This window comes from Streptomyces sp. NPDC127108 (assembly GCF_042677545.1).
In the GTDB taxonomy this organism is placed as follows: domain Bacteria; phylum Actinomycetota; class Actinomycetes; order Streptomycetales; family Streptomycetaceae; genus Streptomyces.
This window is the reverse complement of sequence record NZ_JBHXTE010000066.1, coordinates 17,083-42,836: the sequence shown is the minus strand read 5'-3', so window position 1 is coordinate 42,836 and position 25,754 is coordinate 17,083. Positions and strand designations below refer to the sequence as shown.

20 protein-coding genes are annotated in these 25,754 nt (G+C 70.8%); 15 read left to right on the top strand and 5 right to left on the bottom strand.

Going from position 1 to position 25,754, the window contains the following annotated elements; all coding sequences use genetic code 11:
• Window positions 1-37: 37 nt before the first annotated feature.
• Window positions 38-568 carry a TerD family protein gene (locus ACFVHO_RS37375; protein WP_385724878.1) on the bottom strand — a complete coding sequence of 177 codons (531 nt, stop codon included), beginning with the start codon at window positions 566-568 and terminating at the stop codon, window positions 38-40.
• Between the two features lie 106 nt (window positions 569-674).
• Between ACFVHO_RS37375 and ACFVHO_RS37370 the strand changes: the two genes are divergently transcribed.
• Both ACFVHO_RS37370 and ACFVHO_RS37365 read left to right on the top strand, forming a co-directional pair.
• On the top strand, window positions 675-1,496 hold the full coding sequence (locus tag ACFVHO_RS37370) for an arylamine N-acetyltransferase (protein WP_385724876.1): 822 nt from the start codon (window positions 675-677) through the stop codon (window positions 1,494-1,496).
• 33 nt (window positions 1,497-1,529) lie between these two features.
• On the top strand, window positions 1,530-2,135 hold the full coding sequence (locus tag ACFVHO_RS37365) for a YdbC family protein (RefSeq protein WP_385724875.1): 606 nt from the start codon (window positions 1,530-1,532) through the stop codon (window positions 2,133-2,135).
• A 77-nt stretch (window positions 2,136-2,212) separates the two neighbouring features.
• On the opposite strand, the gene ACFVHO_RS37360 is transcribed toward ACFVHO_RS37365, so the two are convergent.
• A complete protein-coding gene (locus ACFVHO_RS37360) occupies window positions 2,213-2,845 on the bottom strand; it encodes a TetR/AcrR family transcriptional regulator C-terminal ligand-binding domain-containing protein (protein WP_385724873.1) in 633 nt (210 codons plus the stop codon).
• Between the two features lie 216 nt (window positions 2,846-3,061).
• Between ACFVHO_RS37360 and abc-f the strand changes: the two genes are divergently transcribed.
• From abc-f to ACFVHO_RS37345, 3 genes are all read left to right on the top strand, one after another.
• Complete coding sequence (gene abc-f, locus ACFVHO_RS37355; protein ID WP_385724871.1) at window positions 3,062-4,672, top strand: ribosomal protection-like ABC-F family protein; 1,611 nt, start codon at window positions 3,062-3,064, stop codon at window positions 4,670-4,672.
• A 34-nt stretch (window positions 4,673-4,706) separates the two neighbouring features.
• Complete coding sequence (locus ACFVHO_RS37350) at window positions 4,707-5,339, top strand: histidine phosphatase family protein (RefSeq protein ID WP_385724869.1); 633 nt, start codon at window positions 4,707-4,709, stop codon at window positions 5,337-5,339.
• Between the two features lie 120 nt (window positions 5,340-5,459).
• Window positions 5,460-6,380: an ADP-ribosylglycohydrolase family protein gene (locus ACFVHO_RS37345; RefSeq protein ID WP_385724868.1), complete on the top strand. Its 921-nt coding sequence runs from the start codon at window positions 5,460-5,462 to the stop codon at window positions 6,378-6,380.
• A 159-nt stretch (window positions 6,381-6,539) separates the two neighbouring features.
• Here the strand turns inward: ACFVHO_RS37345 and ACFVHO_RS37340 are convergent, their stop codons facing one another.
• Complete coding sequence (locus ACFVHO_RS37340; RefSeq protein ID WP_385724866.1) at window positions 6,540-8,096, bottom strand: MFS transporter; 1,557 nt, start codon at window positions 8,094-8,096, stop codon at window positions 6,540-6,542.
• A gap of 126 nt (window positions 8,097-8,222) precedes the next feature.
• Here ACFVHO_RS37340 and ACFVHO_RS37335 point away from each other — a divergent pair, with 126 nt between their 5' ends.
• From ACFVHO_RS37335 to ACFVHO_RS37325, 3 genes are all read left to right on the top strand, one after another.
• Window positions 8,223-8,837 carry a TetR/AcrR family transcriptional regulator gene (locus tag ACFVHO_RS37335; RefSeq protein WP_385724864.1) on the top strand — a complete coding sequence of 205 codons (615 nt, stop codon included), beginning with the start codon at window positions 8,223-8,225 and terminating at the stop codon, window positions 8,835-8,837.
• Window positions 8,838-8,945: 108 nt separating this feature from the next.
• On the top strand, window positions 8,946-9,647 hold the full coding sequence (locus ACFVHO_RS37330; protein ID WP_385724862.1) for a ribonuclease HII: 702 nt from the start codon (window positions 8,946-8,948) through the stop codon (window positions 9,645-9,647).
• A 77-nt stretch (window positions 9,648-9,724) separates the two neighbouring features.
• The gene (locus ACFVHO_RS37325; RefSeq protein WP_385724860.1) at window positions 9,725-10,396 is read left to right on the top strand and encodes a hypothetical protein; all 672 of its coding nucleotides are present in this window, start codon (window positions 9,725-9,727) and stop codon (window positions 10,394-10,396) included.
• A 340-nt stretch (window positions 10,397-10,736) separates the two neighbouring features.
• Here ACFVHO_RS37325 and ACFVHO_RS37320 read toward each other — a convergent pair whose 3' ends face one another.
• Window positions 10,737-11,372 (bottom strand): hypothetical protein, encoded by a 636-nt coding sequence (locus ACFVHO_RS37320; protein WP_385724859.1) that lies wholly within the window; start codon window positions 11,370-11,372, stop codon window positions 10,737-10,739.
• Between the two features lie 212 nt (window positions 11,373-11,584).
• Window positions 11,585-13,771 (bottom strand): RecQ family ATP-dependent DNA helicase, encoded by a 2,187-nt coding sequence (locus ACFVHO_RS37315; protein WP_385724857.1) that lies wholly within the window; start codon window positions 13,769-13,771, stop codon window positions 11,585-11,587.
• Between the two features lie 133 nt (window positions 13,772-13,904).
• Here ACFVHO_RS37315 and ACFVHO_RS37310 point away from each other — a divergent pair, with 133 nt between their 5' ends.
• The 7 genes from ACFVHO_RS37310 (at window position 13,905) to ACFVHO_RS37280 (ending at window position 25,541) form a co-directional block, all read left to right on the top strand.
• Window positions 13,905-15,689: a DUF4192 domain-containing protein gene (locus ACFVHO_RS37310; protein ID WP_385724856.1), complete on the top strand. Its 1,785-nt coding sequence runs from the start codon at window positions 13,905-13,907 to the stop codon at window positions 15,687-15,689.
• A gap of 381 nt (window positions 15,690-16,070) precedes the next feature.
• Window positions 16,071-18,011 (top strand): glycogen debranching N-terminal domain-containing protein, encoded by a 1,941-nt coding sequence (locus ACFVHO_RS37305; protein WP_385724884.1) that lies wholly within the window; start codon window positions 16,071-16,073, stop codon window positions 18,009-18,011.
• Between the two features lie 131 nt (window positions 18,012-18,142).
• Window positions 18,143-18,904 (top strand): NUDIX hydrolase, encoded by a 762-nt coding sequence (locus ACFVHO_RS37300; protein WP_289944948.1) that lies wholly within the window; start codon window positions 18,143-18,145, stop codon window positions 18,902-18,904.
• A gap of 217 nt (window positions 18,905-19,121) precedes the next feature.
• The gene (locus ACFVHO_RS37295) at window positions 19,122-21,308 is read left to right on the top strand and encodes an ATP-binding cassette domain-containing protein (protein WP_385724854.1); all 2,187 of its coding nucleotides are present in this window, start codon (window positions 19,122-19,124) and stop codon (window positions 21,306-21,308) included.
• A gap of 162 nt (window positions 21,309-21,470) precedes the next feature.
• Complete coding sequence (locus ACFVHO_RS37290; protein ID WP_385724852.1) at window positions 21,471-22,361, top strand: FadR/GntR family transcriptional regulator; 891 nt, start codon at window positions 21,471-21,473, stop codon at window positions 22,359-22,361.
• 661 nt (window positions 22,362-23,022) lie between these two features.
• Window positions 23,023-24,570 (top strand): RNA polymerase sigma factor, encoded by a 1,548-nt coding sequence (locus ACFVHO_RS37285; RefSeq protein ID WP_385724851.1) that lies wholly within the window; start codon window positions 23,023-23,025, stop codon window positions 24,568-24,570.
• A gap of 140 nt (window positions 24,571-24,710) precedes the next feature.
• The gene (locus tag ACFVHO_RS37280; protein WP_385724849.1) at window positions 24,711-25,541 is read left to right on the top strand and encodes a S1 family peptidase; all 831 of its coding nucleotides are present in this window, start codon (window positions 24,711-24,713) and stop codon (window positions 25,539-25,541) included.
• Window positions 25,542-25,754 lie beyond the last annotated feature (213 nt).

The window sequence follows — 25,754 nt, the reverse complement described above, 5'->3', positions numbered from 1 at the left end:
GCGGCGGGCCTTCGGGCCCCCCCCCCCACACCGCGTCTCAGCGGACGCCGCCCATCACGGAGGTGAAGGACGACAGGTCGGTGTCGAACCCGTGGAGCAGCTCGCGGAACGCCCAGGGCCCTCCCGGCTGTTCCCTGGTGAACTCGGCGACCACGGAGGCCGTGGAACCGGCCACTTCCTCGAAGTCGCGCTCGAGGAGGTCCGTGTGCCCCTCACGGATGCGGACCGAGGCATTCACTATGTCCCCGAAGACACGGCCGTCCGGAGGCTGCTGGATGGCCACGCCGATCACCACGCGCACGTACCTCTCGGCAAGCCGCTCCAGTTCCAGGACCATGACCTCGTCGTGGCCGAAACCCTGGCCGGTCTTGCTGTCCCTGCTGAGCGTGATCGTGCCGTCCGGGGAGCGACTGTCGAAGTGCACGAGGTAGGCGGGGCTGCCGTAGGGGTCCTCGGATGTGTACGTCGCGGCGACGATGTCCAAGTCGTGCGCCGTCGTGCCGAGGGGGCTCGGGTCCCATCTCAGGCCGACCTCGACCTTCTTGAGACCCTTCCTGATGTTGCTCACCGAACTCCCCCTCGGTCTTCGCGCGTTGTCAGTGCTACGACCACGCTAAGGCCTGCCACTGACATCGTGCCGTGAACCCCGCGAATCGCCTGCGATCATTGCCCCCATGACATGGAACGGGGAAGAGCTGGACGTCGACGCCTACTTGGCGAGAATCGGCTACGAGGGCGAGGCCAAGCCCGACCTGGAGACGCTGCGGGCCCTCCACCGGGCACATGTGGACTCGATCCCCTTCGAGAACCTGGAGATCATGCTTGGCCGCCCGGTCCTCCTGGACCTGGCCGCGCTCCAGGACAAGATGGTCCACAGGCGGCGCGGGGGCTACTGCTACGAGCAGAACCTCCTGTTCGCGGCGGCACTGGAGCGCATCGGCTTCTCCGTGAGGGGACTTGGTGCGCGGGTGCGGGCGGGCGCGACCTCCACGCGCCCGGTGACGCACATGCTCCTGAGCGTCGAGGCGGACGGTGAACAGTGGCACTGTGACACCGGGTTCGGCGGGGACGGACTGCTCGAACCCATCCCGTTGCGGGACGGCGTCGACGTACGACAAGGAGAGTGGCGTTTCCGCGTCGCAGGCGAGGAGGACGGCGTTCGGGTGCTGCGTACCGAGCACGCCGACGGCTGGTTCGACCTCTACGCCTACACGACGGACCGGCGGCTGCCCGTCGACTACGTAGTGATGAACCACTACACCTCAACCCACCCCAAATCTCCCTTCATTCGGCGGCCGGTCCTGCAACAGGCCGGCCCGGAGGTGCGGCGCCGACTGGTCGGCGCGCAGCTGACGCTCACGCGCCCCGACGGATCCCGTGACGAACGCGACGTACCTGTAAGCGAGTTGCGGGACACACTCGTGCGGGAGTTCGGCATCGAGCTGAGGGACGACGAGTTCGCCGAGCTGATCCGGGTGCACTACGCCGGAGCGTGACCCTGGCCACGCGCCGCGCCGTACGATGGCGCGGTGCTGGTCAAGTGGATTCGCTGCACCGTGGTGGACCGCCGGGGTTTCGAGCGGGCGCAGCGAAAGTGGGCGGGGCTTCTGGGGGAGCCGGGGTTCCGGGGACAGGGCGGAGGATGGAGTCGCAGCCGACCGGATGTGGCGCATGTCTTCGCGTTCTGGGAGAGCCGCGCCTTCTACGACTCCTTCATGGCCCGCTCGCACGACCGGCTGGCCTCGGCGCAGGTGGGCACGTACAAGAACCTGCAGGCCAAGCTCTTCGATCACCGCTTCGACGTGAAGACGGGGTTCGAGCCGCGGTTCACGGACGCGGACGTGGTGCGGGTGGCGCACTGCCGCGTTCATGAGGCGCGGGTGGAGAACTTCGCGCTGATGCAGGAGAAGGTCTGGAACCCGGCCATGGCGGGCTCGCCGGGCATGGTGCGCGGGCTCTTCGGCGAGGCGCCCGGCCATGAGTTCCTGGTCCTCTCCATGTGGCAGTCGGCCGCCGAACACGGGAAGTACCGGGTGGAACGGGTGGAACGGCTCGCGTTGCGCGCGCAGACGGAGGCGGATGTGGCGGCGCTCACGGGGGACGTTGTGCAGTTGGAACCTTCGTGGACGGTGTGACGGTGTGAGGCGGTGGGTGCCTTAGCTGGTGCTGGTGCTGGTGCTGGTGCTGGTGCTGGTGCTGTCGCCGCATCCAGTCAGCGCCTGGCGAACGCCCCCGCGCGTGCCGCCGCAAGCACCACCGCCGCGGACTGGTCGGCGAGCGCCGCGTCGACCGGCTCCCGCGTGACGAACAGGCGGAGCATCAGCGGCGCGGAGACAGCGCGCACGAGTGCCGCCGCGTCGGTGTCCCGGTCAGCCTCGCCCCGCTCCACGGCCCGTGCGACCACGGCCTCGCAGCGGGAGAACCGCTCGGTGTAGAAGGCGCGCAGGGCGTCGGCGGCGCGTGGGGACTGGAACGAGGCGGCGATGAAGGCGGTCGGCGCCGCGGCCTTCGACTCGTCGGCGAACGCGTCGACGACCTCATGCGCGAGCGCGTGCAGATCACCTTCCAGGCTGCCGGTGTCCGGCGGGGTCCACGTGTCCTCTCCCGCGAGGTCGAGCGCGTCGGCCACCAGGCCCTCCAGGCCGCCCCAGCGCCGGTACAGCGTGGTCTTGTGCACCCCGGAGTGCTCGGCGACGTACTCGATCGTCAGGCCCGGGTAGCCGTGGTCGCTGAGGCCGCTCAGGACCGCGTCGCGGACGGCCGCGCGGGTGCGGGCGGTGCGGCCGCCGGGGCGGCGAGTACCGGGTGCAGGGTGCTCGTCGGTGGGAACGCCCTCGTTCGTCATCTCGGTCCTTCGCTTCGTCTGTCCAGCCCGCGGTGCCGGTCTGTCTGTCCAGCCCGCGGTGCCGGTCTGTCTTTCCAGCCGTGCCGGGCGCGGCCGCATCCAAGTGCTACATCTGTTGCATTAGTGAGGGGGACTGTGCCACACTCATCGTAATGCGACAAGCGTTGCGTTTGCTCGCGGAGTGCGGAAGTGGCATGTACGGAAACGGGGGTGCCCATGCCTACACAAATCTCGGTACGTGGCGTGACGAAGGCCAGGGGTGAACGCCTCCTGCTCGGCGACGTCTCCTTCACGGTCAGGCCCGGCGAGCGCATCGGAATCGTGGGCGAGAACGGCGCGGGGAAGTCGACGCTGCTGCGCCTCCTGGCCGGACGCGACCGGCCGGACGCCGGTGAGGTGGTCACTGTCGCGGAGGGCGGCGCGGGGTTCCTCGCGCAGACGCCCCAACTGCCCGCGGACCATTGCGTGGGGGACGCGATCGACGCGGCCCTGTCCGAACTGCGCTCCATGGAGCGACGGTTGCGTGAGCTGGAGGAGGGTCTCGGCGCGGCATCCGAGGCTGTGCTCGGTGAGTACGGCGACCTGCTCACGGCTTTCGAACTGCGCGGCGGATACGAAGCCGACGCGCGCGTCGACAAGGCCATGAACGGCCTCGGACTCGCCCACATAGACCGCGAGCGGGAGCTGGGCAGCCTCTCGGGAGGCGAGCAGGCCCGTCTCGGCCTGGCCTGCCTGATCGCGGCCGCCCCGGAGGTGATGTTCCTGGACGAGCCGACCAACCATCTCGACGAGAACGCCCTCGACTGGCTGGAGACCGCCCTGCTGGCACACCAGGGCACGGTTGTCGCGGTCTCGCACGACCGGACCTTCCTGGAGCGCGTGGCCACCGCGATCCTTGAAGTGGACGAGGCCCGCCGTGCAGTCGTGCGGTACGGAGGCGGTTATCAGGGACTGCTGGCCGAGCGCGCGGCATCGAGGAGGCGCTGGGAGCAGGCTTACGCGGAGTGGTGCGAGGAGACGCGACGGCTTGAGGAGTTCGCGGCGACCACGGCACACGCGGTGGCGGGCGGCCGGGGCATGAAGGACAACAACAAGATGGCGTACGACCGCGCGGGAGGCCGCGTGCAGGCCTCCGTCGCCGGTCGCGTGCGCAACGCACAGGAAAGACTGCGCCGACTGCACGACCATCCCGTGCCCAGGCCGCCCGAGCCACTGCGCTTCGCCGCACGTCCGGAGGCCGGGGCTGTGGACGGACACCTGGTGTCCCTGCGGGGCGTGCGGGTCGGGGACCGGCTGTCCGTCCAGGAGCTCACGGTGTCGGCCGGAGAGCGGCTCCTCATCCACGGAGGCAACGGCGCGGGCAAGTCCACTCTGCTGCGCCTCATGGCGGGTGTGCTCGAACCGGACGAGGGCTCCGTCGTCCGCCGTGGTCGCATCGGGTACCTGGCCCAGGAGATCCCGGTGCACCGCCCTGCGGAGCGCGTGCTGGACACCTTCGGGAAGGGCCTGCCGCTCACTGCCGAAGAGAAGGCCGAACTGCTGCTCTCCTACGGCCTGTTCCACCCCCGTGACCTCCACGTCCCCGTCGGCTCGCTCTCCGCAGGGCAACGCCGAAGGCTCGCCCTGGCCCGGCTGCTCGCCAGACCCGCGGACCTGCTCCTCCTCGACGAGCCGGGCAACCACCTGGCGCTCGCCCTCGTGGAGGAACTGGAGGAAGCCCTCGAGCAGTGGACGGGAGCCCTCGTGGTCGTCTCGCACGACCGGCTCCTGCGCGACCGCTTCACCGGGCGAATACGCCGGATGGAGTCCGGAGGGCTACCCACCTGACCCGCCCGGGGTGCCGCCGATCTAGGGTCGACCCATGGCACGACCGCGGCGCATCGTCCTCGTCCGGCACGGCGAGTCGGCCGGCAACGCCGACGACACCGTGTACGAACGCGAGCCCGACCATGCCCTGGCGCTCACCGAGACAGGGTGGCGTCAGGCGGAGGAGACCGGAAAGCACCTACGGGAGCTGTTCGGGCAGGAGCGGGTCAGCGTGTACGTCTCGCCGTACCGCCGGACCCACGAGACCTTCCGGGCTCTGCGCCTCGACCCCGACCGGGTACGGGTGCGGGAGGAGCCGCGACTTCGGGAGCAGGACTGGGGGAACTGGCAGGACAGGGACGACGTCAAGCTCCAGAAGGCCTACCGCGACGCCTACGGCCACTTCTTCTACCGCTTCGCCCAGGGCGAGTCCGGTGCCGACGTCTACGACCGCGTCGGCTCCTTCCTGGAAAGCCTGTACCGCAGCTTCGAGGCCCCCGACCATCCGCCGAACGTCCTGCTGGTCACTCACGGGCTGACCATGCGGCTGTTCTGCATGCGCTGGTTCCACTGGTCGGTGGCGGAGTTCGAGTCGCTGTCCAACCCCGGCAACGGCGAGACACGGACGCTGCTGCTCGGTGAGGACGGCAAGTACACACTCGACCGGCCGTTCGGGCGGTGGAAGTAGATTTTCCGTGTCTTTGGCTGTCGCGGGGGCTGATGGTTATGGGGCCCTTGGCTCCAGCGGCCGTTTGAGCGCTGGCGTGAGCCGGAGCCGTACGGCATCACCGGATAGAGTGACAGGGCGATGACCGCTGACCTCTCTCCAGACCGGCGCCTGGACCGCGCCCTCGCCAGCCTGCGTGGTCTTGCGGTGGGAGACGCGCTGGGTTCCCAGTTCTTCACGCCCGCGCACTACCCACTGCTCAAGCGGCGCGAGCTGCCCGACGGTCCCTGGCCCTGGACCGATGACACCGAGATGGCCTGCTCCGTCCTGTCCGTCCTGGCCGCCCACGGCAGGATCGACCAGGACGAGCTGGCCCGCTCCTTCGCTGAGCACCACCACACCGAGCGGGGGTACGGCCCTGCCGTGAACCAGTTGCTCGGTCGGATCCGGGAGGGCGGGGAGTGGCGGGAGCTGGCCTCCGCGCTGTTCAAGGGACAGGGGTCCTGGGGCAACGGCGCGTCCATGCGGATCGCTCCGCTCGGCGCCTGGTACGCCGACGACCCGGAGCAGGCGACCCACCAGGCCGAGATCTCGGCCTACCCGACGCACCAGCACCGCGAGGCCGTCGTAGGAGCCATGGCGGTGGCCGCCGCTGCGGCGCTGGCCGCCGACCCCGCAGGGCCCCCGGCTCCCAAGGCGCTGCTCGACGGGGTCATCGACCTCGTGCCCCGCAGCGCTGTGGGCGCCGGGCTGCGCAGGGCCCGGGACATGCTCGACTACGGCGACTCCGGGACGGTGGCGGCGGTGCTGGGGTGCGGGCGCCGCACGACGGCGCACGACACGGTGCCGTTCGCGCTGTGGTCTGCGGCACGTGCGCTCGGCGATTACGAGACGGGCTTCTGGGCGACCGTGCGGGTGGGCGGTGACATGGACACCACGTGCGCGATCGTGGGTGGGGTCGTCGCTGCCGGTTCCGGCGCAGAGGCTGGTGGGGCGCCCCCGGCCGCATGGCTGGAGCGTACCGAGCCGTTGCCCGCTTGGGCGCCGGTGGCTGGCGCCTGACGGCAGGAGAAGCCGGTAGTTCGTCCTGTCGGGACGGGTGTAGTTCGTTCTCTGGGGACTCTGTGGGGACGCGCGTAAGCGGCTCTTCAAGGGTGGGTCGACCACGTGTGTGCCGGGCCGGTCTCGCCGTCGCGAACGGCCCGGCACACACGGCCCCCGTCAGCCCCCCGCTGGACCTGCCGCGCTCGCCGTACCGGAGAGGGCGTCCAGGTCGCTCTTGCGTACTCGGATCACCAGCAAGGCCGTGATCAGGGCTAGTACGGCCATGCCGACGGCCGGCAGGAAGGCCGTGGAGATGCCGGTGGACAGCACCTCGTGGCCCCAGGGAGCGGGAAGCTCTCCCGATTTGGCGAACTCGGCCTTCTGCTCCGGGGAGGCCTTCGCCAGGAAGTCCGGGATCTGCTCCTTGGCCTCGTCCCGGCTCGCCGTACCGAAGACCGTCGTCAGGATGGACAGGCCCAGCGAACCGCCCACCTGCTGCGTCGCGTTGAGCAGTCCGGACGCCGCTCCCGCCTCGTGCACGGCGACGCCAGACACTGCGGTCAGCGTCAGCGTCACGAAGTTCAGCCCCATGCCGAAGCCGAACAGGACCATCGGCCCGAGCACCCCGCTGACGTACGAGCTGTCCGGAGTGATGAACGTCTGCCATCCGAGGCCGAGGGCGACGATGGCGGAGCCGGTCACCATGAACGGCTTGGGTCCGAGAACCGGCAGGAACCGCTGGGACAGACCCGCACCGATCACGATCGCGACCGTCACGGGGAGGAAGGCGAGACCGGCTTCGATGGGCGTGTAGTTCAACACGTTCTGCACGAAGAGGACGATGAAGAAGAACATGCCGAACATGGCGGCCGCCAGGCTGAGCATGATCACGTAGGTGCCCGACCGGTTGCGGTCGGCGAACATCTTCAGTGGTGTGATCGGTTCCTTCGCCCGGCTCTCGATCAGGACGAAGGCGGCGAGCAGCACGACCGCCGCGCCGAACGACCCCAGGGTCAGACTGTCGCGCCAGCCCTCCTCGGACGCCCGGATGAAGCCGTAGACGAGCGCGGCCATACCGGCGGTCGACGTCAGCGCGCCCACGAAGTCGAAGCGGCCGGGATGGCGCTCGGACTCACTGATGTAGAGCGGCGTGAGGAAGGCGATGAGCACGCCGATGGGCACGTTCACGAACAGCACCCAGCGCCAGTCCAGCCACTCGGTGAGCATGCCGCCCGCCAGCAGGCCGATCGCGCCGCCACCCGCGGAGACGGCCGCGAAGACACCGAACGCGCGATTCCGTTCGGGACCCTCGGGGAACGTCGTCGTGATCAACGCGAGCGAGGTGGGCGACGCGATCGCGCCACCGACGCCCTGCAGGGCCCGGGCCGCCAGCAACTGCCAGGGCTCCTGGGCGAATCCGCCGAGCAGCGAGGCGAGCGTGAAGAGCAGGATGCCGGTCATGAAGACCCGGCGGCGACCGAGGATGTCACCGGCGCGGCCACCGAGAAGCAGCAGACCGCCGAAGGTGAGGGTGTACGCACTCACGACCCAAGTGAGGTCCGTCGTGGAGAATTTGAGCGCGTCCTGAATGTGCGGGAGCGCGATGTTCACAATCGTCGCGTCCAGGACCACCATGAGTTGGCAGGCGGCGATGATGGTGAGCGCCACACCGGGGCGGCCTTCTCGGCGGGCCGCACCTGGCTTCTGATCTTGACTTAACTGAGAGGTTGTCACTATGGGTCTCCCACAAGTGCGTTAGTGAACGCAGACGTTCACTGTCGCGGCCTACGGTAGTGACACCCTGACAGTGAACGCAAGCGTTCACTGGAACTGCCTTGATTGCTCAACGGAGATGTGCAGATGGTTACTTCGCGTTGGACGGCTGCCTCCGCGCAGGCGGTCTCCTCGCGCCGCCGAGGACCCGTGCTGGAGCGCGCGATTCTTGAGTCCGCGCTGGAGCAGCTCAGTACGGTCGGCTGGAGCGGGCTGACGATGGAGGGCGTGGCCGCGGGCGCCCAGACGGGCAAGGCTGCGGTGTACCGGCGCTGGCCGTCCAAAGAGGACCTCGTGGTCGACGCGCTGCAGGCCGGGCTGCCGGACCTTGTGGGCGTCCCGGACCACGGCAGCGTCCGGGAGGACCTGCTGCAACTGTGTCGTCAGATGCGTACGGCCATGACGTCACGCCCTGGCTATGCCCTCATGGCCGTTCTTCACGAGTGCGACACGGCAACCGCGGAGCGTTTCCATGCGGTGATCGTCGAGGGTGTCATCGAACCGAGTGTGGAACTCATCAAAGAGGTCATGCGGCGTGGAATGGAGCGCGGAGAGGTGCGTTCCGGAGCGACGGACCCGTTCGTCTGCGATGTGATTCCAGCGATGATGATGTATCGCTCCAAAGTGTGCGGGAGCGAATGGACGGATGAGGAATTCATCAGCCTGATTGATCAGGTCATGGTGCCGCTGTTGCGCGTGTAGCGCGGGGGCGGCCGAGACGTACGCGCGGGGCGTTGGCGTGAAACCGGACAGAGCTTGGCGAACCGGGGTGTCGCGAGTGGTCATCGGCGGCGTACGCTGTCTGGCGCCATGCCGTACGAAGCACCCACCCACACCGTCGAGCGCTCCCTGCGCGCCACCACCGGAGCGAAGATCGTCGCCGGTGTCGACGAAGTCGGACGCGGGGCGTGGGCGGGACCGGTCACCGTCTGTGCGGCGGTGACGGGACTGCGCAGGCCGCCCGCAGGACTCACCGACTCCAAGCTGATCAGCCCCAAGCGGCGTGCCGAGCTCGCCGACGAGCTGGAGGGCTGGGTGACGGCGCACGCCCTCGGTCATGCCTCGCACGAGGAGATCGACGACCTGGGGATGACGGCCGCGCTGCGGTTGGCCGCGGTCCGGGCCCTGGAGGCCCTGCCGGTCCGTCCGGAGGCGGTCATTCTCGACGGGAAGCACGACTACCTCGGGGCGCCGTGGCAGGTCCGTACGGTCATCAAGGGCGATCAGTCCTGCGTGGCCGTCGCCGCCGCGTCGGTGATCGCCAAGGTTCGGCGCGACAAAATGATGGCCGAACTGGGCATCGAACATGCAGACTTCGGTTTTGCGGCCAACGCCGGTTATCCGTCGCCGGTGCACAAGGCCGCGCTGGCGGAACGGGGGCCCACCCCCTACCACCGGCTTACGTGGGCGTATCTTGATGCGCTGCCCCAGTGGCGGCATCTCAAGAAAGCCCGCAGCTGGGCGGAGGGAAACGTTCCGGAAATCGAGGGCCAGCTCGGCTTTGACTTCTGATGTTTTCCGCAGTTCCGGTCGCACTCATGTGCCACCCGCCGACGCGTGTCGCATCGGCGTTTGATAGACAACAACGCATGCCTCTCATTCCCGAGGAGCCTCAGATTCACGAGAGTGCCCAGGGTCCCCGCGCCACGCCGGCCAGCAGCCGTACCGCGCCGACCCCCCGCCCCGTACCCGGCCCGCGTCCCGCGGCGCCGCCGCGGCCCGGACGTCCGGGTCCCGCACGGCCGACCCCGCCCGCGCAGCGCGCGACGCGCGAACCGGCCGCCAAGCCCGGGCCCACCGCCCTGGCCCTCACGCCGGAGCCCACGGCTCCGGCTGCCCCCGAAGCTTCCGCCGTCGACACCACCGCGGCGGTCCCGCAGATCCAGCTGATCCCGGCCTCGGTCGAGGGTGCGCTGGACGCCGCCGAGGAAGCCGTCGACCTGTTGCTCGACTCGGGCCGCGCCCCGGGTGACGTCCTGGTGATCACCACCGGCGAACCGCACCCGTGGGCGACGCACGAGCTGTCCTTCGGCGACGACGCCTACTGGGCCCAGCACGACGCAGGCGACGACGTCTTCTACGCCGACGCCGCCGTCCTGTCCCGTGCCGCGGCTCGCCCCGTGGTCGTTGTGGCCTTGAACGGCGGCAGCGAAGCGGTCGCCGTCGCGGCCCTGCCGACGGCGCTCACCCGGGCCGGAACCCTGCTGGTCGTCTGCGGCGACCCGCAGCGGATCAACGCGATGCTGGGCGCGGGCGTCTGACGCTCCCGCCCGGCGGGCCACGCCGCGGCCTCGTGCCGCGGCGCCACGCGCCACATCGCGCTGGGACCGCGACCACCCGCGTGGCTCCGCGCCGCACGCGCATGTGAAGCGTGAGGTCAATGCGACGCGTGTGATCTCGTTGGTGCTTGGTGCTTGGTGCTTGGTGCTTGGTGCTTGGTGCTTGGTGCCGGTGCCGGTGCCGGTGCCGGTGTCGGCTGACGCCTGCGTGGGTTTCTCGCGGCGGTACACGGGGGCAGCGGTGGTCCTCGGAGCGCGAGGCGCGTCCGGCTGCATCTACCCGCCCCACCCCGGGGCGGCGCGGCCCGGACCCTGCGACGCCTCAGCGAGCGGCGACGCGACGTAACAACTCCGACGCCACGCCACCCATGCGCGGCGGAGGCGTCTCGACCTCGGAAAGGTCCTCAGGACGCGAACCGGCGCTCGGCCGACGGCCCGCGCGGCCTTCGCCGAGCACCTGCCAGCCCTCCCGGGTCAGCGTGATGTACGCCCCGCAGCGCAGCCCGTGCAGCGTGCACGCGTCCCGCAGCCCCCACATCCACGCCCCGTCCTCCTGCGTCCACAGCCCGTCCCCGTCCCGGCAGTAGAGCAACACGGCCGTACGCACCGGGGTGCGGCGCCGCAGATCGTGCGGGATGACCCGGCGCAACTGCGCGAGCAGGGCGTTGCGGAACACCCAGCCGTCAGCCACGCTCGACCGCCTCGCGAACGACGCGGACGCCCTGACCCGCTCCTCCTGGTCGAGGACGGCGACGACCGCCGTGGCCGGAGTGGGCCGGTGCCGGGCGTGCAGACCACTGACGACCTCGCGGGGGTTCCGCAGCAGCGGGATCTCGGCGGCCGACCATTCGGCGGGCTCGAGCAGGCGGGTGGGCGACTGAGCGGGATCGGGTATCGCGGCGGCGGCCGATGAATCCGACGTCGATGCCGCTGTGGACGGAGTGAATCCGAAGGTCACGATCCTCCCTTCGGCTACACGCCCCTGCGAGGGCGGCGTCGGACTGGGGCGCACCGCGGCAGAGCCCTACTGGACCACGGGGGCCGCGCGGGAGCGGTTCCAATTCTTCCCGTCGTACTGGCTTGCGGCAACGAGCAATTGAAGCCGTCGCCCTGTATCCGGTGATACGTCTCGCATATCCCTGCCCAGAGCGTCCCTCGCCCAAGCCCGTTTCACCCCTGTACGGCCAGGACCAGCGGCAACACCCCCTCGGCTCCGGCCCGCCGCAGCATGCGCGCCCCCACAGCGAGTGTCCAGCCGGTCTCCGTCGAATCGTCCACCAGGAGCACGGGCCCGTCCGCCTCCTGGAGGGCCGAGGCCAGCTCGGGCGGCACGGTCAGCGTTCCGTCCAGGGCCCGCAGCCGCTGAGCGCTGTTGCTCCTCGGCACGTGCGCGGTCTCGGCCCCGTCGGCGTACTCCAGGGAACCGAGCAGGGGCAGGTGCCCGACCTCCGCGATCCGCGCGCCCAGGGACTGGATCAGCTGCGGCTTCGAGCGTGATGCCATGGTCACCACGCCCACCGGACGCGGCCCCGCGTCGGAGCTTCCCGACGCCCAGCCGCCCGGGCCCTTCGCCCAGTCGGCCAGTACTTCCACGACGGCCTTTGCCACATCGTCCGGAACTGGCCCGTCCGGAGCCTGGGGCGCGAGCATCGGCCGCAGCCGATTGCCCCAGCCGATGTCCGAGAGTCGGCCCAGGGCCCGCCCGGGGGCGGCCAGTTCACCGGCCGGGATGCGCCCCTTCAACGACATGCCCACGGCTGCCAGACCCGTGGGCCACATCTTCCTCGGCTCGACATCGACACCCGGGCGGGCGAGCTCACCGCGGGCCGTCTCCAGCGCGGCGGACGACACGTTGTCGCTGAACCTCCCGCCCGCGCAGTTGTCGCAGCGCCCGCACGGCGCGGCCTCCTCGTCGTCGAGCTGGCGCCGCAGGAACTCCATACGGCAGCCGGTCGTCGTCGCGTACTCCCGCATGGCCTGCTGCTCCGTCTGCCGCTGCTTGGCGACCCAGGCATAGCGCTCGGTGTCGTACGTCCACGGCTGGCCCGTGGAGATCCAGCCTCCCTGGACCCGCCGGACCGCACCGTCGACGTCGAGGACCTTGAGCATCGTCTCCAGGCGTGACCTGCGCAGCTCGACGAGAGGCTCGAGGGCCGGAAGCGACATGGGGCGGTCCGCTTGCGCCAGCACGTCCAGGGTGCGCCGCACCTGCTCCTCCGGCGGGAAGGCGAGCGAGGCGAAGTAGTTCCAGATCGCCGTGTCCTCCTTGCCCGGAAGCAGCAGGACTTCCGCGTGGGCGACGCCGCGCCCCGCCCGGCCCACCTGCTGGTAGTAGGCGATCGGTGAGGACGGCGAGCCGAGGTGGACGACGAACCCCAGGTCCGGCTTGTCGAAGCCCATTCCCAGCGCGGAGGTGGCTACGAGGGCCTTGACCCGGTTGGCGAGCAGGTCCTCCTCGGCCTGCTGCCGGTCCGCGTTCTCCGTCTTGCCGGTGTACGACGTGACGGTGTGCCCGCGATGGCGCAGGTACGCCGTCACTTCCTCGGCCGCGGCCACCGTGAGGGTGTAGATGATCCCGGAGCCCGGCAGCTCGTCGAGGTGGTCGGCCAGCCAGGCCAGCCGGTGCGCCGCGTTGGGCAGTTGGAGCACGGCGAGGCTCAGGCTCTCCCGGTCGAGCGCGCCGCGCAGGACGAGGGCGTCCGACCCGCCGCCGGTGCCGAGCTGGTCGGCGACATCGGCCGTCACGCGGGCGTTGGCCGTCGCCGTCGTGGCCAGGACCGGGACGCCGGGCGGAAGGTCGGCCAACATGGTGCGCAGCCTGCGGTAGTCGGGCCGGAAGTCGTGTCCCCAGTCCGAGATGCAGTGGGCCTCGTCGACCACGAGCAGGCCTGTCGCCGCTGCGAGCTTCGGCAGTACCTGATCGCGGAAGTCCGGGTTGTTGAGCCGCTCCGGGCTCACCAGAAGGACGTCCACCTCGCCCGCCGCCACCTCGGCCTGGATGGTGTCCCACTCCTCCGTGTTGGACGAGTTGATTGTGCGGGCGCGGATGCCGGCGCGCTCGGCCGACTCCACCTGATTGCGCATGAGCGCGAGCAGGGGAGAGACGATCACGGTGGGACCGCTGCCCCGCTCCCGCAGCAGTGCGGTCGCGACGAAGTACACGGCGGACTTGCCCCAGCCCGTCCGCTGTACGACGAGCGCCCGGCGCTTCTCGGCGACCAGCGCCTCGATCGCGCGCCACTGGTCCTCGCGCAGCCGAGGGCTGTCCGGCGGCGCCCCGCCGGAATCGGGGGAGGGGCCGCCGACAAGGCGGGCGAGGACGGCGTCGGCCGCCGTGCGCAGGTCTTCGTTGCTCATGGCTCCATGCAACCTGATGGGTACGACATCGGGCGAATGGGTCCGCCAGTCTGTGGATAACTCTTGAGGTGCCCCTGATCATGGTTATCCACAGGCGCAACCGGAATGATGAGATCCGGTGCAGAGTCGGCGCATGACGAATCACAGCGAATCAGCCGACCCGATCGAAGACCCCATCGAAGATCCGGGCACGGACCCCGTCGCCGAGTCCGTGGTGACCCTGCGCAGTCCCGCCGAACTGGCCGACGCCTTGCCGTACTTGCTCGGCTTCAGGCCCGAGAACAGCGTCGTCCTCATCGCGCTGCACGGCCGCAGCGGACGGTTCGGCGGGCGAGCGCGCCTCGGTATTCCGACGCGTGCGGAGGACTGGCCAGCCGTCGCGGAGCAACTCGCGCAGTGTCTCGTGAGCGGTTGCGAACGGCGCGAGGCCCGACCGGACGGCGTCGTCGCCTTCCTCTGCCAGGAGCCGGGAGGGTCCGCGGGGGACACCTCCGGGCGGTCCGGGCGAGGAGCGGGCGGGGACGCCTCCGCGACCTCCGGGCGGCAGGTCGTGGACCGCCTCCGGCCGCTGGCCCAGGCTCTGCGGACCGCCTGCGGCAGCCTCGACGTGCCGGTCCTGGAGGTCGTCTGCATCTCGGACGGGCGCTTCTGGACGTACTGCTGCCCTGACCAGCGGTGTTGCCCGGCCGAGGGTACGCAGATGCCTCCCGCGGGCACCTCGGTCCTCGCGGCGGCCACCGCGTACTCGGGACGCCTGGTGGGTCTCGACCAGGGGAAACTGCGGGCGCGACTCACGCCGTGGCGGACCGACGCCGCAGCGGCTCAGGAGAGCGCGTTGCACGGGGCGGCCATCGCGCTCGTACCCAGGATCCTGGACGAGGGCGGCCACGATGAAGTCTCCGACGAGACGATCGATCTCGCCCGCCGCGTGATGGCCCGTCTTTCCGAGGCGCCCGCGAAGGGGGACCCGCTGCAAGCGGACCTGCAGGACGACGAGTTGCTGGCCCATGACGAGGCCGCCGCCCTGATCCTCGGCATCCAGGACCGCACGACCAGGGACCGGGCGGCGGAGTGGATGGAGGGCGCGGAAGCGAAGCCCGCCCTCAGGCTCTGGCGGGCGCTCGCTCGCCGCTGCGTCGGCCCTTTCCATGAACACGCGGCGGCGCCGCTGACCTTGGCCGGTTGGGTCGCCTGGTCCCTGGGCGACCTCATCGAGGGTCAGGAGGCATTGACCATGGCCCTGAAAGCCGACCCGCACTACACCTTCGCGCTCCTGCTCTACCCCGCCTGCGGCGCGGACGAAGACCCGGAGCCGATTCGCCGCATCCTGCGCGGCGAGCGGGCCGAGCGCGAGTCGGACGAATCCGAGATCCCGCTCGTCCCGGAGGGCTTCATCGACCTGGAGGCCCCGATGGACTCAGGTGCTCCGATTCACGACCTGGTAGACGGGCGGAGTGGCGCGTCTGCTGATGACGCTGGCGCTCCGGACAGCCCCGGCCGGTCCGATGACGCCACGGTTGCGGACAGCGCTGATCCCATCGATGTATTTGGCTCCGATCGTGCTGCTGCCCTCGATGAGATTCCCGAGCTTCTTGGGGGAACCGAACGTCCAGGAGGTGCGGATCGGTTGAGCGCATCCGCCCCGGCCCCCGCTGGCGCGCCCGCCCCAGCACCTACTGGCGCATCCGTCGCGGCTCCTGCTTCCGCCACGGGACCGGGCGCCGGTCCCGACACGAGTTCCGACACCGCGGCAGGAACCGAACCCAGGGCTGACGCAGGCGTCGGCAGTTCCACGCCCCCTGCCCGCCGCTGTGCTCCCCGCGCCACCACCCGTGGGACACGCCCGGGCGGCAGCGCGGGAACGGGACCGCGGCACCGACGGCCCACGGCCCGGCGTGACACGAGGAACGGCAGGTGAACACGGGGGACGGGCGCCGCAGGCAGCGACCTGTACGGGCGCGGACCGCGGCGGCGGTCGCGGCAGTGCGCCGCCGTATGGGCGGCTTCCTGAGGTGCGTGCGTGACTTGGGGCGGTCCAGGCCCGTTCACCTGAGTGGCGGTACCCACGTCCGGGTCGCGCCGCTGCACCGCGACCGAGTCTCCGCAGCGCAGACAACGCAGAAGAGGCCGCCCCATGCACGTTCCCGCCCCGTCTCCTGCCTCCGGCCTGTCCGGTCTCTCCGGCAGGCCCAAGAGATCCGACGGCGGGCAGGACAACAGCATCCGCCTGCCCACCTCGACTGCCCGGCGCCCATCCGCCGGACAGACCCCCGCTCCCGCTTCACGCCGCCCAGGCGCGCTGCCGCCCGTGCATGCCTCGCTGGTCTGTGTCGCGCTGCCCGCGTTGGCCGTCTCCACGGACCAAGGGCAACTGAACGGCCGTGGGCTCGAAGGGTTCTACCGCTCGGGTCGGCGCATGCTGTCACGCTGCCAGGTGCGGGTGGCCGGACGGGAACCGGTCGCCGTGCAGGCACGGATGCTCTCGGCCGACAGCGCCCGCTTCGTGGCCACCGTCCTGCCGTCCACCGAAGGCGGCCCGGACCCGGACGTCGTCGTGGAGCGGACCCGACACGCGGACGGCACGGAGCGGATCACCCTGCACAGCGCGGCCAGCCGTCCCCTCAGGTTGCCGGTCGAGGTGTCACTCGGCACGGACCTCGCGGAACTGGGCGCGGTCGCCTCAGGCAGAGCCGGCCCGGAACTGCCCGCCAGCGTGCACGACTCCGGCATGCGCTGGTCCTCGGGGAAGGGCCACTGCGTGGTCACAGCCGTCCCGGCGCCCAAGGACGCGCTGGCCTCCGCCGGGCTGCTCCGCTGGGAGGTGCAGTTGCCGCCGGGAGGCAGCCAGAGCGTGGAGCTGCGGGTCCGCCCGGACGGCGGCGGGCCGGTGCGGCCGGTGGGGCACGGCGCGAGCAGCCCGCTGTCCCCGGCCCGGGCCGTCGGCGACGAGCCGACGGTGGGGCGGCTCCTGGAGACCTCCACGGCGGACCTGAGGGCGCTGCTGCTGCGGGATCCCGCGCATCCCACCGATCTGTACGTGGCAGCCGGGGCGCCCTGGCGCTGCGGCCTCGCACCCGCCGAAGCGCTCATGGCAGCCCGGATGGCCCTGCCGCTCGGCACCAGGCTCGCCGTCGGTACGCTGCGCACCCTCGCCCGCAGCCAGACCGGCACACCGGGGACGCGGGCAGGCATGATCCCGGGGCCGATGCGCAACGCGGGGCCGCTGCTGCCCCCCGGCTGCACGGGCATCGAAGCCACGCTCCTGTTCCCCGTGCTCCTGGCCGAGGCCTGGCGCTGGGGGATGCCGGAAGCGGACGTGGAGGAGTTGCTGCCACCTGCGGAGCGGTGCCTGCGGTGGCTTCTCGGCGCCGTCGACGACAGCGATTTCCTCCAGGACCCTCACCCCGGCGGTCCTGCCCGCTGCGAGACGCAGGCTCACGCTCACCGTGCGGCGCTGCTCGGCGCCGACCTGCTCGACGCACATGGACGCGCGGGCGGTGGCGAGCTGCGGGAGTGGGCGGGGCGGCTGCGGGCCCGGTTCCGGAAGGAGTTCTGGGCGGCGGACCGGGCGGGCGGCAGGCCTGCGGCGGCACGGTTGTCGGACGGCCGACTGGTTCCGTACCTCACCGGGAGCGCGGCCCACCTCCTGGACACAGGACTGCTCGGGTCCGGGGCACTCGCGCCCGGCCTGCTCGACAAGGTGCAGACGGAACAGGTCGCCAGGCTGTTCGGCGGTCCGGCCATGGACTCGGGCTGGGGACTGCGGAGCATGGGCGTGAAGGAGGCCGCGTACAACCCGTTCGGGCACCGGAGCGGGGCGGTGCGCGTGCACGAGACGGCCGTCGCGGTCGCGGGACTGGCCGCTGCGGGCTACGAGAAGGAAGCGGGGTCGCTGCTGCGCGGAGTGCTCGCCGCGGCCGAGTCCTTCGGTCACCGGCTGCCCGAGATGTACGCGAGCGAGCAGCGCGCCGAAGGCGGCGCGCCCCTGCCGCACCCGGCGGCGTGCCGCCCGGCGGCCATGACCGCAGCAGCTGGGGTGCAACTCCTGACGGTCCTTGCCGGTATCCGCCCGGACGCCCCGGCGGGGACGGTCACGCTGAACCCCGTCCGCAGTGCCCCCCTGGGGGAGCTCGGGCTGACGGCGCTGCGGGTCGCGGGAGCCCCGTTCTCGGTGCGGGTGAGCAGGCTCGGGCTCGCCATGGTCGAGGAAGCGGCCGACCGGCTGCAGTTGGGGGTGTGAGAGCGCTGGGCGGCGGTGCGGAGGGTGCGGCGGGCCATGAGCGCGGATCCCGGGAATCGGGGCCGGAAGTAGATGTTGCGGGAGATGGCGTAGGAGGTGTTTATCGTCAGGCAGACGACTATGATCGCGGCATGTCGCCCTACGACCCGTCGGCCTTCCCGCCCTTCGCTGTCACCGTCGATCTGGTCGTGCTGACCGTGCGCCGCCACGCACTGTGCGCGCTGGCCGTACGCCGGGGTGAGTCACCGTTCCAAGGGCGTTGGGCGCTGCCCGGCGGGTTCGTGCGGCCCGACGAGGACCTGTCGGCGGCAGCGGCGCGGGAACTGGTCGAGGAGACGGGGCTGTGCGCCCATGATCCGGACAGCCCGGTTCAGGCAAATGGGGCGCACCTGGAGCAGCTTGCGACCTACGGCGACCCGAAGCGGGATCCTCGCATGCGCGTGGTCAGCGTCGCGCACCTCGCGCTCGCACCCGACCTGCCCGCGCCCAGAGCGGGCGGTGACGCGAACAGCGCGCGCTGGGCGCCGGTCGACGCCCTGCTCGCCCAGGGCGGGTACGGCCGCGAGGGCGAACAGGCGACACCCCTCGCGTTCGACCACGCGCAGATCCTCTCCGACGGAGTGGAACGAGCCCGTTCGAAGATCGAATACTCCTCCCTGGCCACGGCGTTCTGCCCGCCCGAGTTCACGGTCGGTGAACTGCGCCGGGTCTACGAAGCCGTGTGGGGCGTCGCGCTCGACCCGCGCAACTTCCACCGCAAGGTGACCGGCACGCCGGGCTTCCTCGTTCCCACCGGCGGCACGACGACCCGCCAGGGCGGCCGGCCGGCGCAACTCTTCCGGGCGGGCGGCGCCACGCTCCTCAACCCGCCGATGCTGCGACCGGACGTCTGAGGGAACCCCTCGATCGCGTACCACCCGGTCCCGGCCGCGCGATCGGGGCGCACCACTCGACGTCTCGGGCACCGCGGTTGACACCCGCGGCTCACGCCCTGAGCGAAAAGCCGGAAATGTCGCGTTATCTTGCTGCGGTACCCACGGGGTTCGTCCGTCCCCGATTCGGCGGACTCGCCCCGGCCGCCGAGCGGTCGCACATCCCGCGAGAGAAGCGATGATCCAGGCCATCGGACTGACCAGCAAGAGCCGCAAGGAGCTTCCGCCCGCTGTCGACGACGTGTCCTTCGAGGCGCGTACGGGCCGTGTCACCGCGCTGCTCGGCGCGGCCGGCGCGGGCAAGACGACGGCGCTCGGGTTGATGCTCGAACTCCAACAGGGCCGCGGGGTCACCTACTTCAGAGGCCGTCCCCTGCACCGCATCGCCCATCCCTCCCGGGAGGTGGGTGCGCTGCTCGGCGAAGTCCCCGGTCATCCGGCCCGCTCGGTGCGGGGCCACCTGCGGATGCTCTGCGCTGCCGTCGGCGTGCCCGTGCTGCGTGCTGACGACGTGCTGGAGGCCGTCGGGCTCGTCAGTCTTCGCGAGCAGCCGCTCGGCACCCTCTCGCGCGGCATGGACCGCAGGCTCGCGCTGGCCTGCGCCCTGCTCGCCGACCCGCACACGCTCGTCCTGGACGATCCCGCCGATGGGCTTTCGGCTCGAGAGAGCGCCTGGTTGCACGGCTTCCTGCGGGCGCACGCGGATCGCGGCGGCACTGTCCTGTACACCACCAGCGACTCCAAGGAGGCCGCGCGAACCGCTGACCGGGTCGTCACGCTCGACGCCGGACGCATCGTCGCCGACCAGGAGGCAAGGGAGTTCGCCCGCACCCGGCTGCGCCCCCGCGTGGCCGTCCGCACGCCCCATGCCGCGCGCCTGGCCGCCCTGCTGACCAAGGAGGCGCGCACACGCCGCAGGCCCGTGGAAGTGGTGGAGGAGGACGGCAACAGGCTTTCGGTGTACGGCAGCACGTGTGCGGACGTGGGCGAGGTCGCGTTCCGACACGGCATTCTCGTTCATCACCTCGCGGACGAGATCGGGGACGCGGGAGTGTCAGCGGGCCTCGGGCAGGTCCTTGAGGTGAAGCCGGAGCCGACAGCGCCGGAGCGCGCGCCCGGCGTATCCACCGGGAGCCCCGCACGCGCCCCGCGCAGTGAGGGCCCTGTCCCGCCAGATGTCACCCACTCGCCGGACATCGCCCTCCCGTCAGCGACCTCGACGGGTCCAGCGTCGACCGCTCAACTCCCCTCCAGGCAAAGCGAGTGCCTCAGTTCCGTCCAGCCAGTTGCGGAGCATGAGCATGAGCATGAGCATGAGCATGCGCCGGAGACAGGTGCAGGAGCGGAATCCGCTGCACGAGCCGGGTCGCCCGCCGCCGAGCCCCCGAGTGAGCCCCGGGACGAGCCCGAACGCGCCGTCGAGCTCTCCCCCCGCCTCATCCCGCTGCGCCCACTGGACGGCGGTGCATCGCCCGCCTCCGCGACCGCCCCACGGACGCCCGGGGAGCTCCGGCCCCAGACTCCGCACCAATCCGCGTCCCAGCCTTCACCGCCCCCCGCATCGCCCCTGCCGCCCCCCATCGCCGTCCGCGCGGCTCGCGGCCCTCTGCGCCCCCTGCGCTACGAACTGTTCCGTGCCACCGGAATCGGCACCGGATACCTCACGGCGGCCGCAGTCCTCGCCGTATCCGCACTGCTGTGCGTCTTCCTCGGCCGCACCGGACACACACCGCAGCCCCGGCTGCTCGCGGCCTGGCCCACCGAACTTCCTTTGCCACCCGCAGCCCTGGGCGCCGGGCTTCTGGGCGCACTTGCCTTCGGTGAGGAATTCCGCCACCCCGCCCTGGCCACGGACCGAGGCACCGTTCCACGCCGCCTCGGACTCCTCGTCGCGAAACTCGTGGTCGCCACAGCCACCGCCCTGCTCCTGGCCGTGCTCACCGTGGGCTGTGACGCCGCCGTGCTCCACCTCGTATACGGTTCGGAGCTCACCGAAGTTCCCGCTGACTGGCTTTCCCTGAGCGCGAGTTGGACCACTTTCATGATCGGCTGCGCCTGGGCGGGGGTTCTGGCCGCCGGTGTGTTCCGGTCCACCACCGCCGGGCTCGCCGCTGTGGTCGCGGTTCCGGTTGTCGTCGTACCCCTCGTACAAAAGGGGCTGGCGGGTCCGTCTGTGCGATCGGCAGTCGGTCTGCCAGGGCGGTTGCGGCAGCTCACGCTCGTGGAATGGCCCTTCGGGGTCGAGCGGTATCTGGCCGGGGGATTCCGGATGGTGGCTCAACCCGTCGGCGGCGCACTGACGTTGTCGGTCACCGCGCTGCTCTGCGCTTATCTGCTCACCGCGACGCGCAACAGGGCGGGCTGACCGCAATCTGCTGCCTTTCGTTCCCGGGTTGCGCGCAACTCTCCGGGAGGCGGCCACTTCTTTCCGATAACGCGTCAATTGGAGCGAGGTAAGCGATCACCCTTTCGTGTGCTTTTCACCAAAGACCTCAAGGGACTTGAGGGCCAAGCCGACAACTCATCCGTGAGTACCCTTGCGCACACCATGATGACCACCGCCCGCTCCGCAGACGCCGGCCTCGCCGGTCCGGCGGGCGAACTCGACCGCTACCCCTACGGGGAGGCTCCCGGCGCCGACCGCGTGGTCGCCCCCGCGTGGGACGGCGCGGACCAGGACCTCGGCCGCGTGGGCCGACGAGCCGCAGGCAACCGCGGCCGCGGACTGCATGGCCAACTGGTCCAGCAGCTGGGCCAGATGATCGTCTCCGGTGACCTCGGAGCCGACCGGCCCCTGGTCCCGGAGGAGATCGGCCAGCGGTTCGAGGTCTCCCGCACCGTCGTCCGCGAATCGCTGCGCGTGCTGGAGGCCAAAGGCCTCGTCAGCGCCCGCCCGAACGTCGGCACGCGCGTCCGCCCGGTCAGCGACTGGAACCTGCTCGACCCGGACATCATCGAATGGCGGGCGTTCGGCCCGCAACGTGACGACCAGCGGCGCGAACTCAGTGAGCTGCGCTGGACGATCGAGCCCCTCGCCGCCCGCCTCGCCGCCGGGCACGGCCGCGAGGAGGTGCAGCAGCGGCTCACCGACATGGTGGAGATCATGGGCCACGCGCTGGCCCAGGGTGACTCGATCACCTTCTCCCGCGCGGACGCCGAGTTCCACTCGCTGCTCATCCAGGTCGCGGGCAACCGCATGCTGGAGCACCTCTCCGGCATCGTCTCCGCCGCGCTCCACGTCTCCGGAGGGCCCGTCACCGGCTGCGACCGCCCGACCGAGGCCTCCCTGGTGCACCACTCCCGGATCGTCGACGCCCTCGCTGCGGGCGACGGAGCCGGTGCCGAGGCCGCCATGCGGCAGCTGCTCACCGTCCACCCGGAGGTGGAGCGCGTGGTGCCCGCTCCCCGCGAGCACTGACCCCTCCCGCGTCAGTACGGCAGCCCGTGCCCGCCCCGCAGCATCGTTTCGCTGCCCCGACACCGCCGCCCGTGTCGCCGGACTCCCGCGCTCCGTCAGGGGCCGGGTGGGTCCGGCGGCAGCGGCGGGGGGAATGGGGGAATGACGAGACGGATCGCGGGGAAGTCGATGAGTTCGTACGCGGACGGCGGCCGCGAGCCCCGGCGCCCGGGTGGCGTCATGGTCCGGGCCGATGGACGCTGACGGATACGGAGAGACGCTGACGTACACCCCAGGGGCGCCGGCGGACATCGAAGGATGTTGATGCGGGACGAGGAATGTTGATGCGACCGCGAGTGTGTCGACGGATGCCCTTCCATGAAGGCACCCACGTGCGCATCCGACTGGAGGATGACGGAACTCTCGTCGCTTCTGACCGCTTCTAGCTGCTTTTGAGTGCTTACGGGGTGTGACTCGGGCCACGTAGATTGGGCGTAACGCTCCTACGAACAGCGCGATGACCTAAGAGGTGATAGCCGAGGAGGGAATACAGCCGTCGTTCACGGCGCTGTCCGAGCTCCACGGTCCCGCCCGCGCCGTCGGCCCAAATCCCCAGCCGTCGGTCGTCGGCTCCGGTCCACAGTGGACGGGGCCGGAAGCCGTTTTCCAACGTTCCGAGAGGTTGTTCGTGTCGGCCAGCACATCCCGTACGCTCCCGCCGGAGATCGCCGAATCCGTCTCTGTCATGGCGCTCATCGAGCGGGGAAAGGCTGATGGGCAGATCGCCGGCGACGACGTTCGTCGTGCCTTCGAAGCTGACCAGATCCCGGCCACTCAGTGGAAGAACGTTCTGCGCAGCCTCAACCAGATCCTCGAGGAAGAGGGTGTGACGCTGATGGTCAGTGCCGCGGAGCCGAAGCGCCCCCGCAAGAGCGTCGCAGCGAAGAGCCCGGCCAAGCGCACCGCGACCAAGACGGTCGCGGCCAAGACCACCACGGCGAAGCCGGCCACCACCGCGGCCGCGCCCGAGAGGCCGGTCAGCGCCGAAGCCGCCGAGGACGGTACGGCCAAGAAGGCCGCTGCCAAGAAGACGACCGCCAAGAAGGCCGTCGCCAAGAAGACCACCGCCAAGAAGACGGCGGCCAAGAAGACCACTTCCAAGAAGGAAGCCGGTGAGCTCCTGGACGAGGAGGCCACCGAGGAGACCCCCGCCGCCGGCAAGCCCGGCGAGGGCGAGCCCGCGGAAGAGGGCGCGCAGGGCTTCGTGCTCTCCGACGAGGACGAGGACGACGCGCCCGCACAGCAGGTCGCCGCCGCGGGTGCCACCGCCGACCCGGTCAAGGACTACCTGAAGCAGATCGGCAAGGTCCCGCTGCTCAACGCCGAGCAGGAGGTCGAGCTCGCCAAGCGCATCGAGGCCGGTCTGTTCGCCGAGGACAAGCTGGCCAACGCGGACAAGCTCGCGCCGAAGCTCAAGCGCGAGCTGGAGATCATCGCCGAGGACGGCCGCCGCGCCAAGAACCACCTCCTGGAGGCCAACCTCCGCCTCGTGGTCTCTCTGGCCAAGCGCTACACCGGCCGCGGCATGCTCTTCCTGGACCTCATCCAGGAGGGCAACCTCGGTCTGATCCGCGCGGTCGAGAAGTTCGACTACACCAAGGGCTACAAGTTCTCCACGTACGCCACCTGGTGGATCCGTCAGGCCATCACCCGCGCCATGGCCGACCAGGCCCGCACCATCCGCATCCCGGTGCACATGGTCGAGGTCATCAACAAGCTCGCGCGCGTGCAGCGCCAGATGCTCCAGGACCTGGGTCGCGAGCCCACCCCGGAGGAGCTGGCCAAGGAACTCGACATGACCCCGGAGAAGGTCATCGAGGTCCAGAAGTACGGCCGGGAGCCCATCTCCCTGCACACGCCTCTGGGCGAGGACGGCGACAGCGAGTTCGGTGACCTCATCGAGGACTCCGAAGCCGTCGTCCCGGCCGACGCGGTCAGCTTCACGCTCCTCCAGGAGCAGCTCCACTCCGTGCTCGACACCCTGTCCGAGCGCGAGGCGGGCGTCGTCTCCATGCGGTTCGGTCTCACCGATGGTCAGCCGAAGACCCTCGACGAGATCGGCAAGGTCTACGGAGTGACGCGCGAGCGCATCCGCCAGATCGAATCGAAGACGATGTCGAAGCTGCGCCACCCGTCGCGCTCGCAGGTCCTGCGCGACTACCTGGACTGAGCCACGGCACAGTGCCACAGAAAGGCCCGGAGTCCCGCACGGGACTCCGGGCCTTTCGCCTGCCCGCGTGGCGCACGTGCGGGGCATGGGACGGTAGCTGACTCTGGGTGTGCGATTGCAACCCGGAGTGAGGAGATCGCATGCGTCGTCCCATCGCCCGAGCGCTGGCGCCAGCGCTGGTTCTGGGGGCCGCGGCAGCCGTACTGCCGCTGGCCTCCACGGCACCCGCAGCGGCCGACAGCGTCATCATCGGAGGCAAGCCGGTGCGGGTCGCCGACAGCCCGTGGACGGTGGCCCTGGCGAGCCGTGACCGGTTCGGGGGTACGAGGTCGGGCCAGTTCTGCGGCGGCGTCGTGATCGCGCGCTCGACGGTCCTCACCGCGGCCCACTGCATGCGCGAGGAAGTCCTCGGCGTGCCCCTCGGCGAGGTGGAGGACCTGAAGGTCATCGCCGATCGCGAGGATCTGGCCACGAACGCGGGAAGCGAGATCTCCGTGAGCCGCGTGCGGATCAACCGGAGCTACGACAGCTACACCAACGCCGGTGACTTCGCGGTGCTCACCCTGTCGCAGCCGCTCTCACAGAGCCACGTGATCGGGACGGCGGGCGCCGGAGACGCCGCCTACGACCCCGGAACGAGTGCCACTGTGTACGGCTGGGGTGACACCACGGGGCGGGGCGACTACGCCCGGTCGCTGCGTGCCGCCGATGTGACCGTCCTTGCGGACCAGGTGTGCGAGGAGGCGTACCCCGGCAGCGCTGACGGCACGTACATGCCCGCTTCCATGGTGTGTGCGGGCGAACCGCAGGGCGGCCGGGACGCCTGCCAGGGGGACAGCGGTGGGCCGCTGGTCGCACGGGGGCGGCTCATCGGGCTGGTGTCGTGGGGGGACGGCTGCGGCCGCGCGGGCAGTCCCGGGGTGTACACCCGGATCTCGGACGTCGTGCGGGTGATGAACCGGGGCCAGTGAGCGAACGGGCCGTGCGGGGCGCTGGGCGGCCCGCAGGGGCTCGTCGGACGGTCGTACGGCACAGGGCCCCGGTCGGCCGGGGATCGGGGGCTGTCGGGCGTCCTGGGGAATGTGAGCGGGGGGGTGCCCCGGGGGGTAAAGGGGCAGCCCCCCGGTCGCCGGGGTGGTGGGGCGGCGCGCGCACGTCGGCGGGCGAGGCGTAAGCGGTGCACG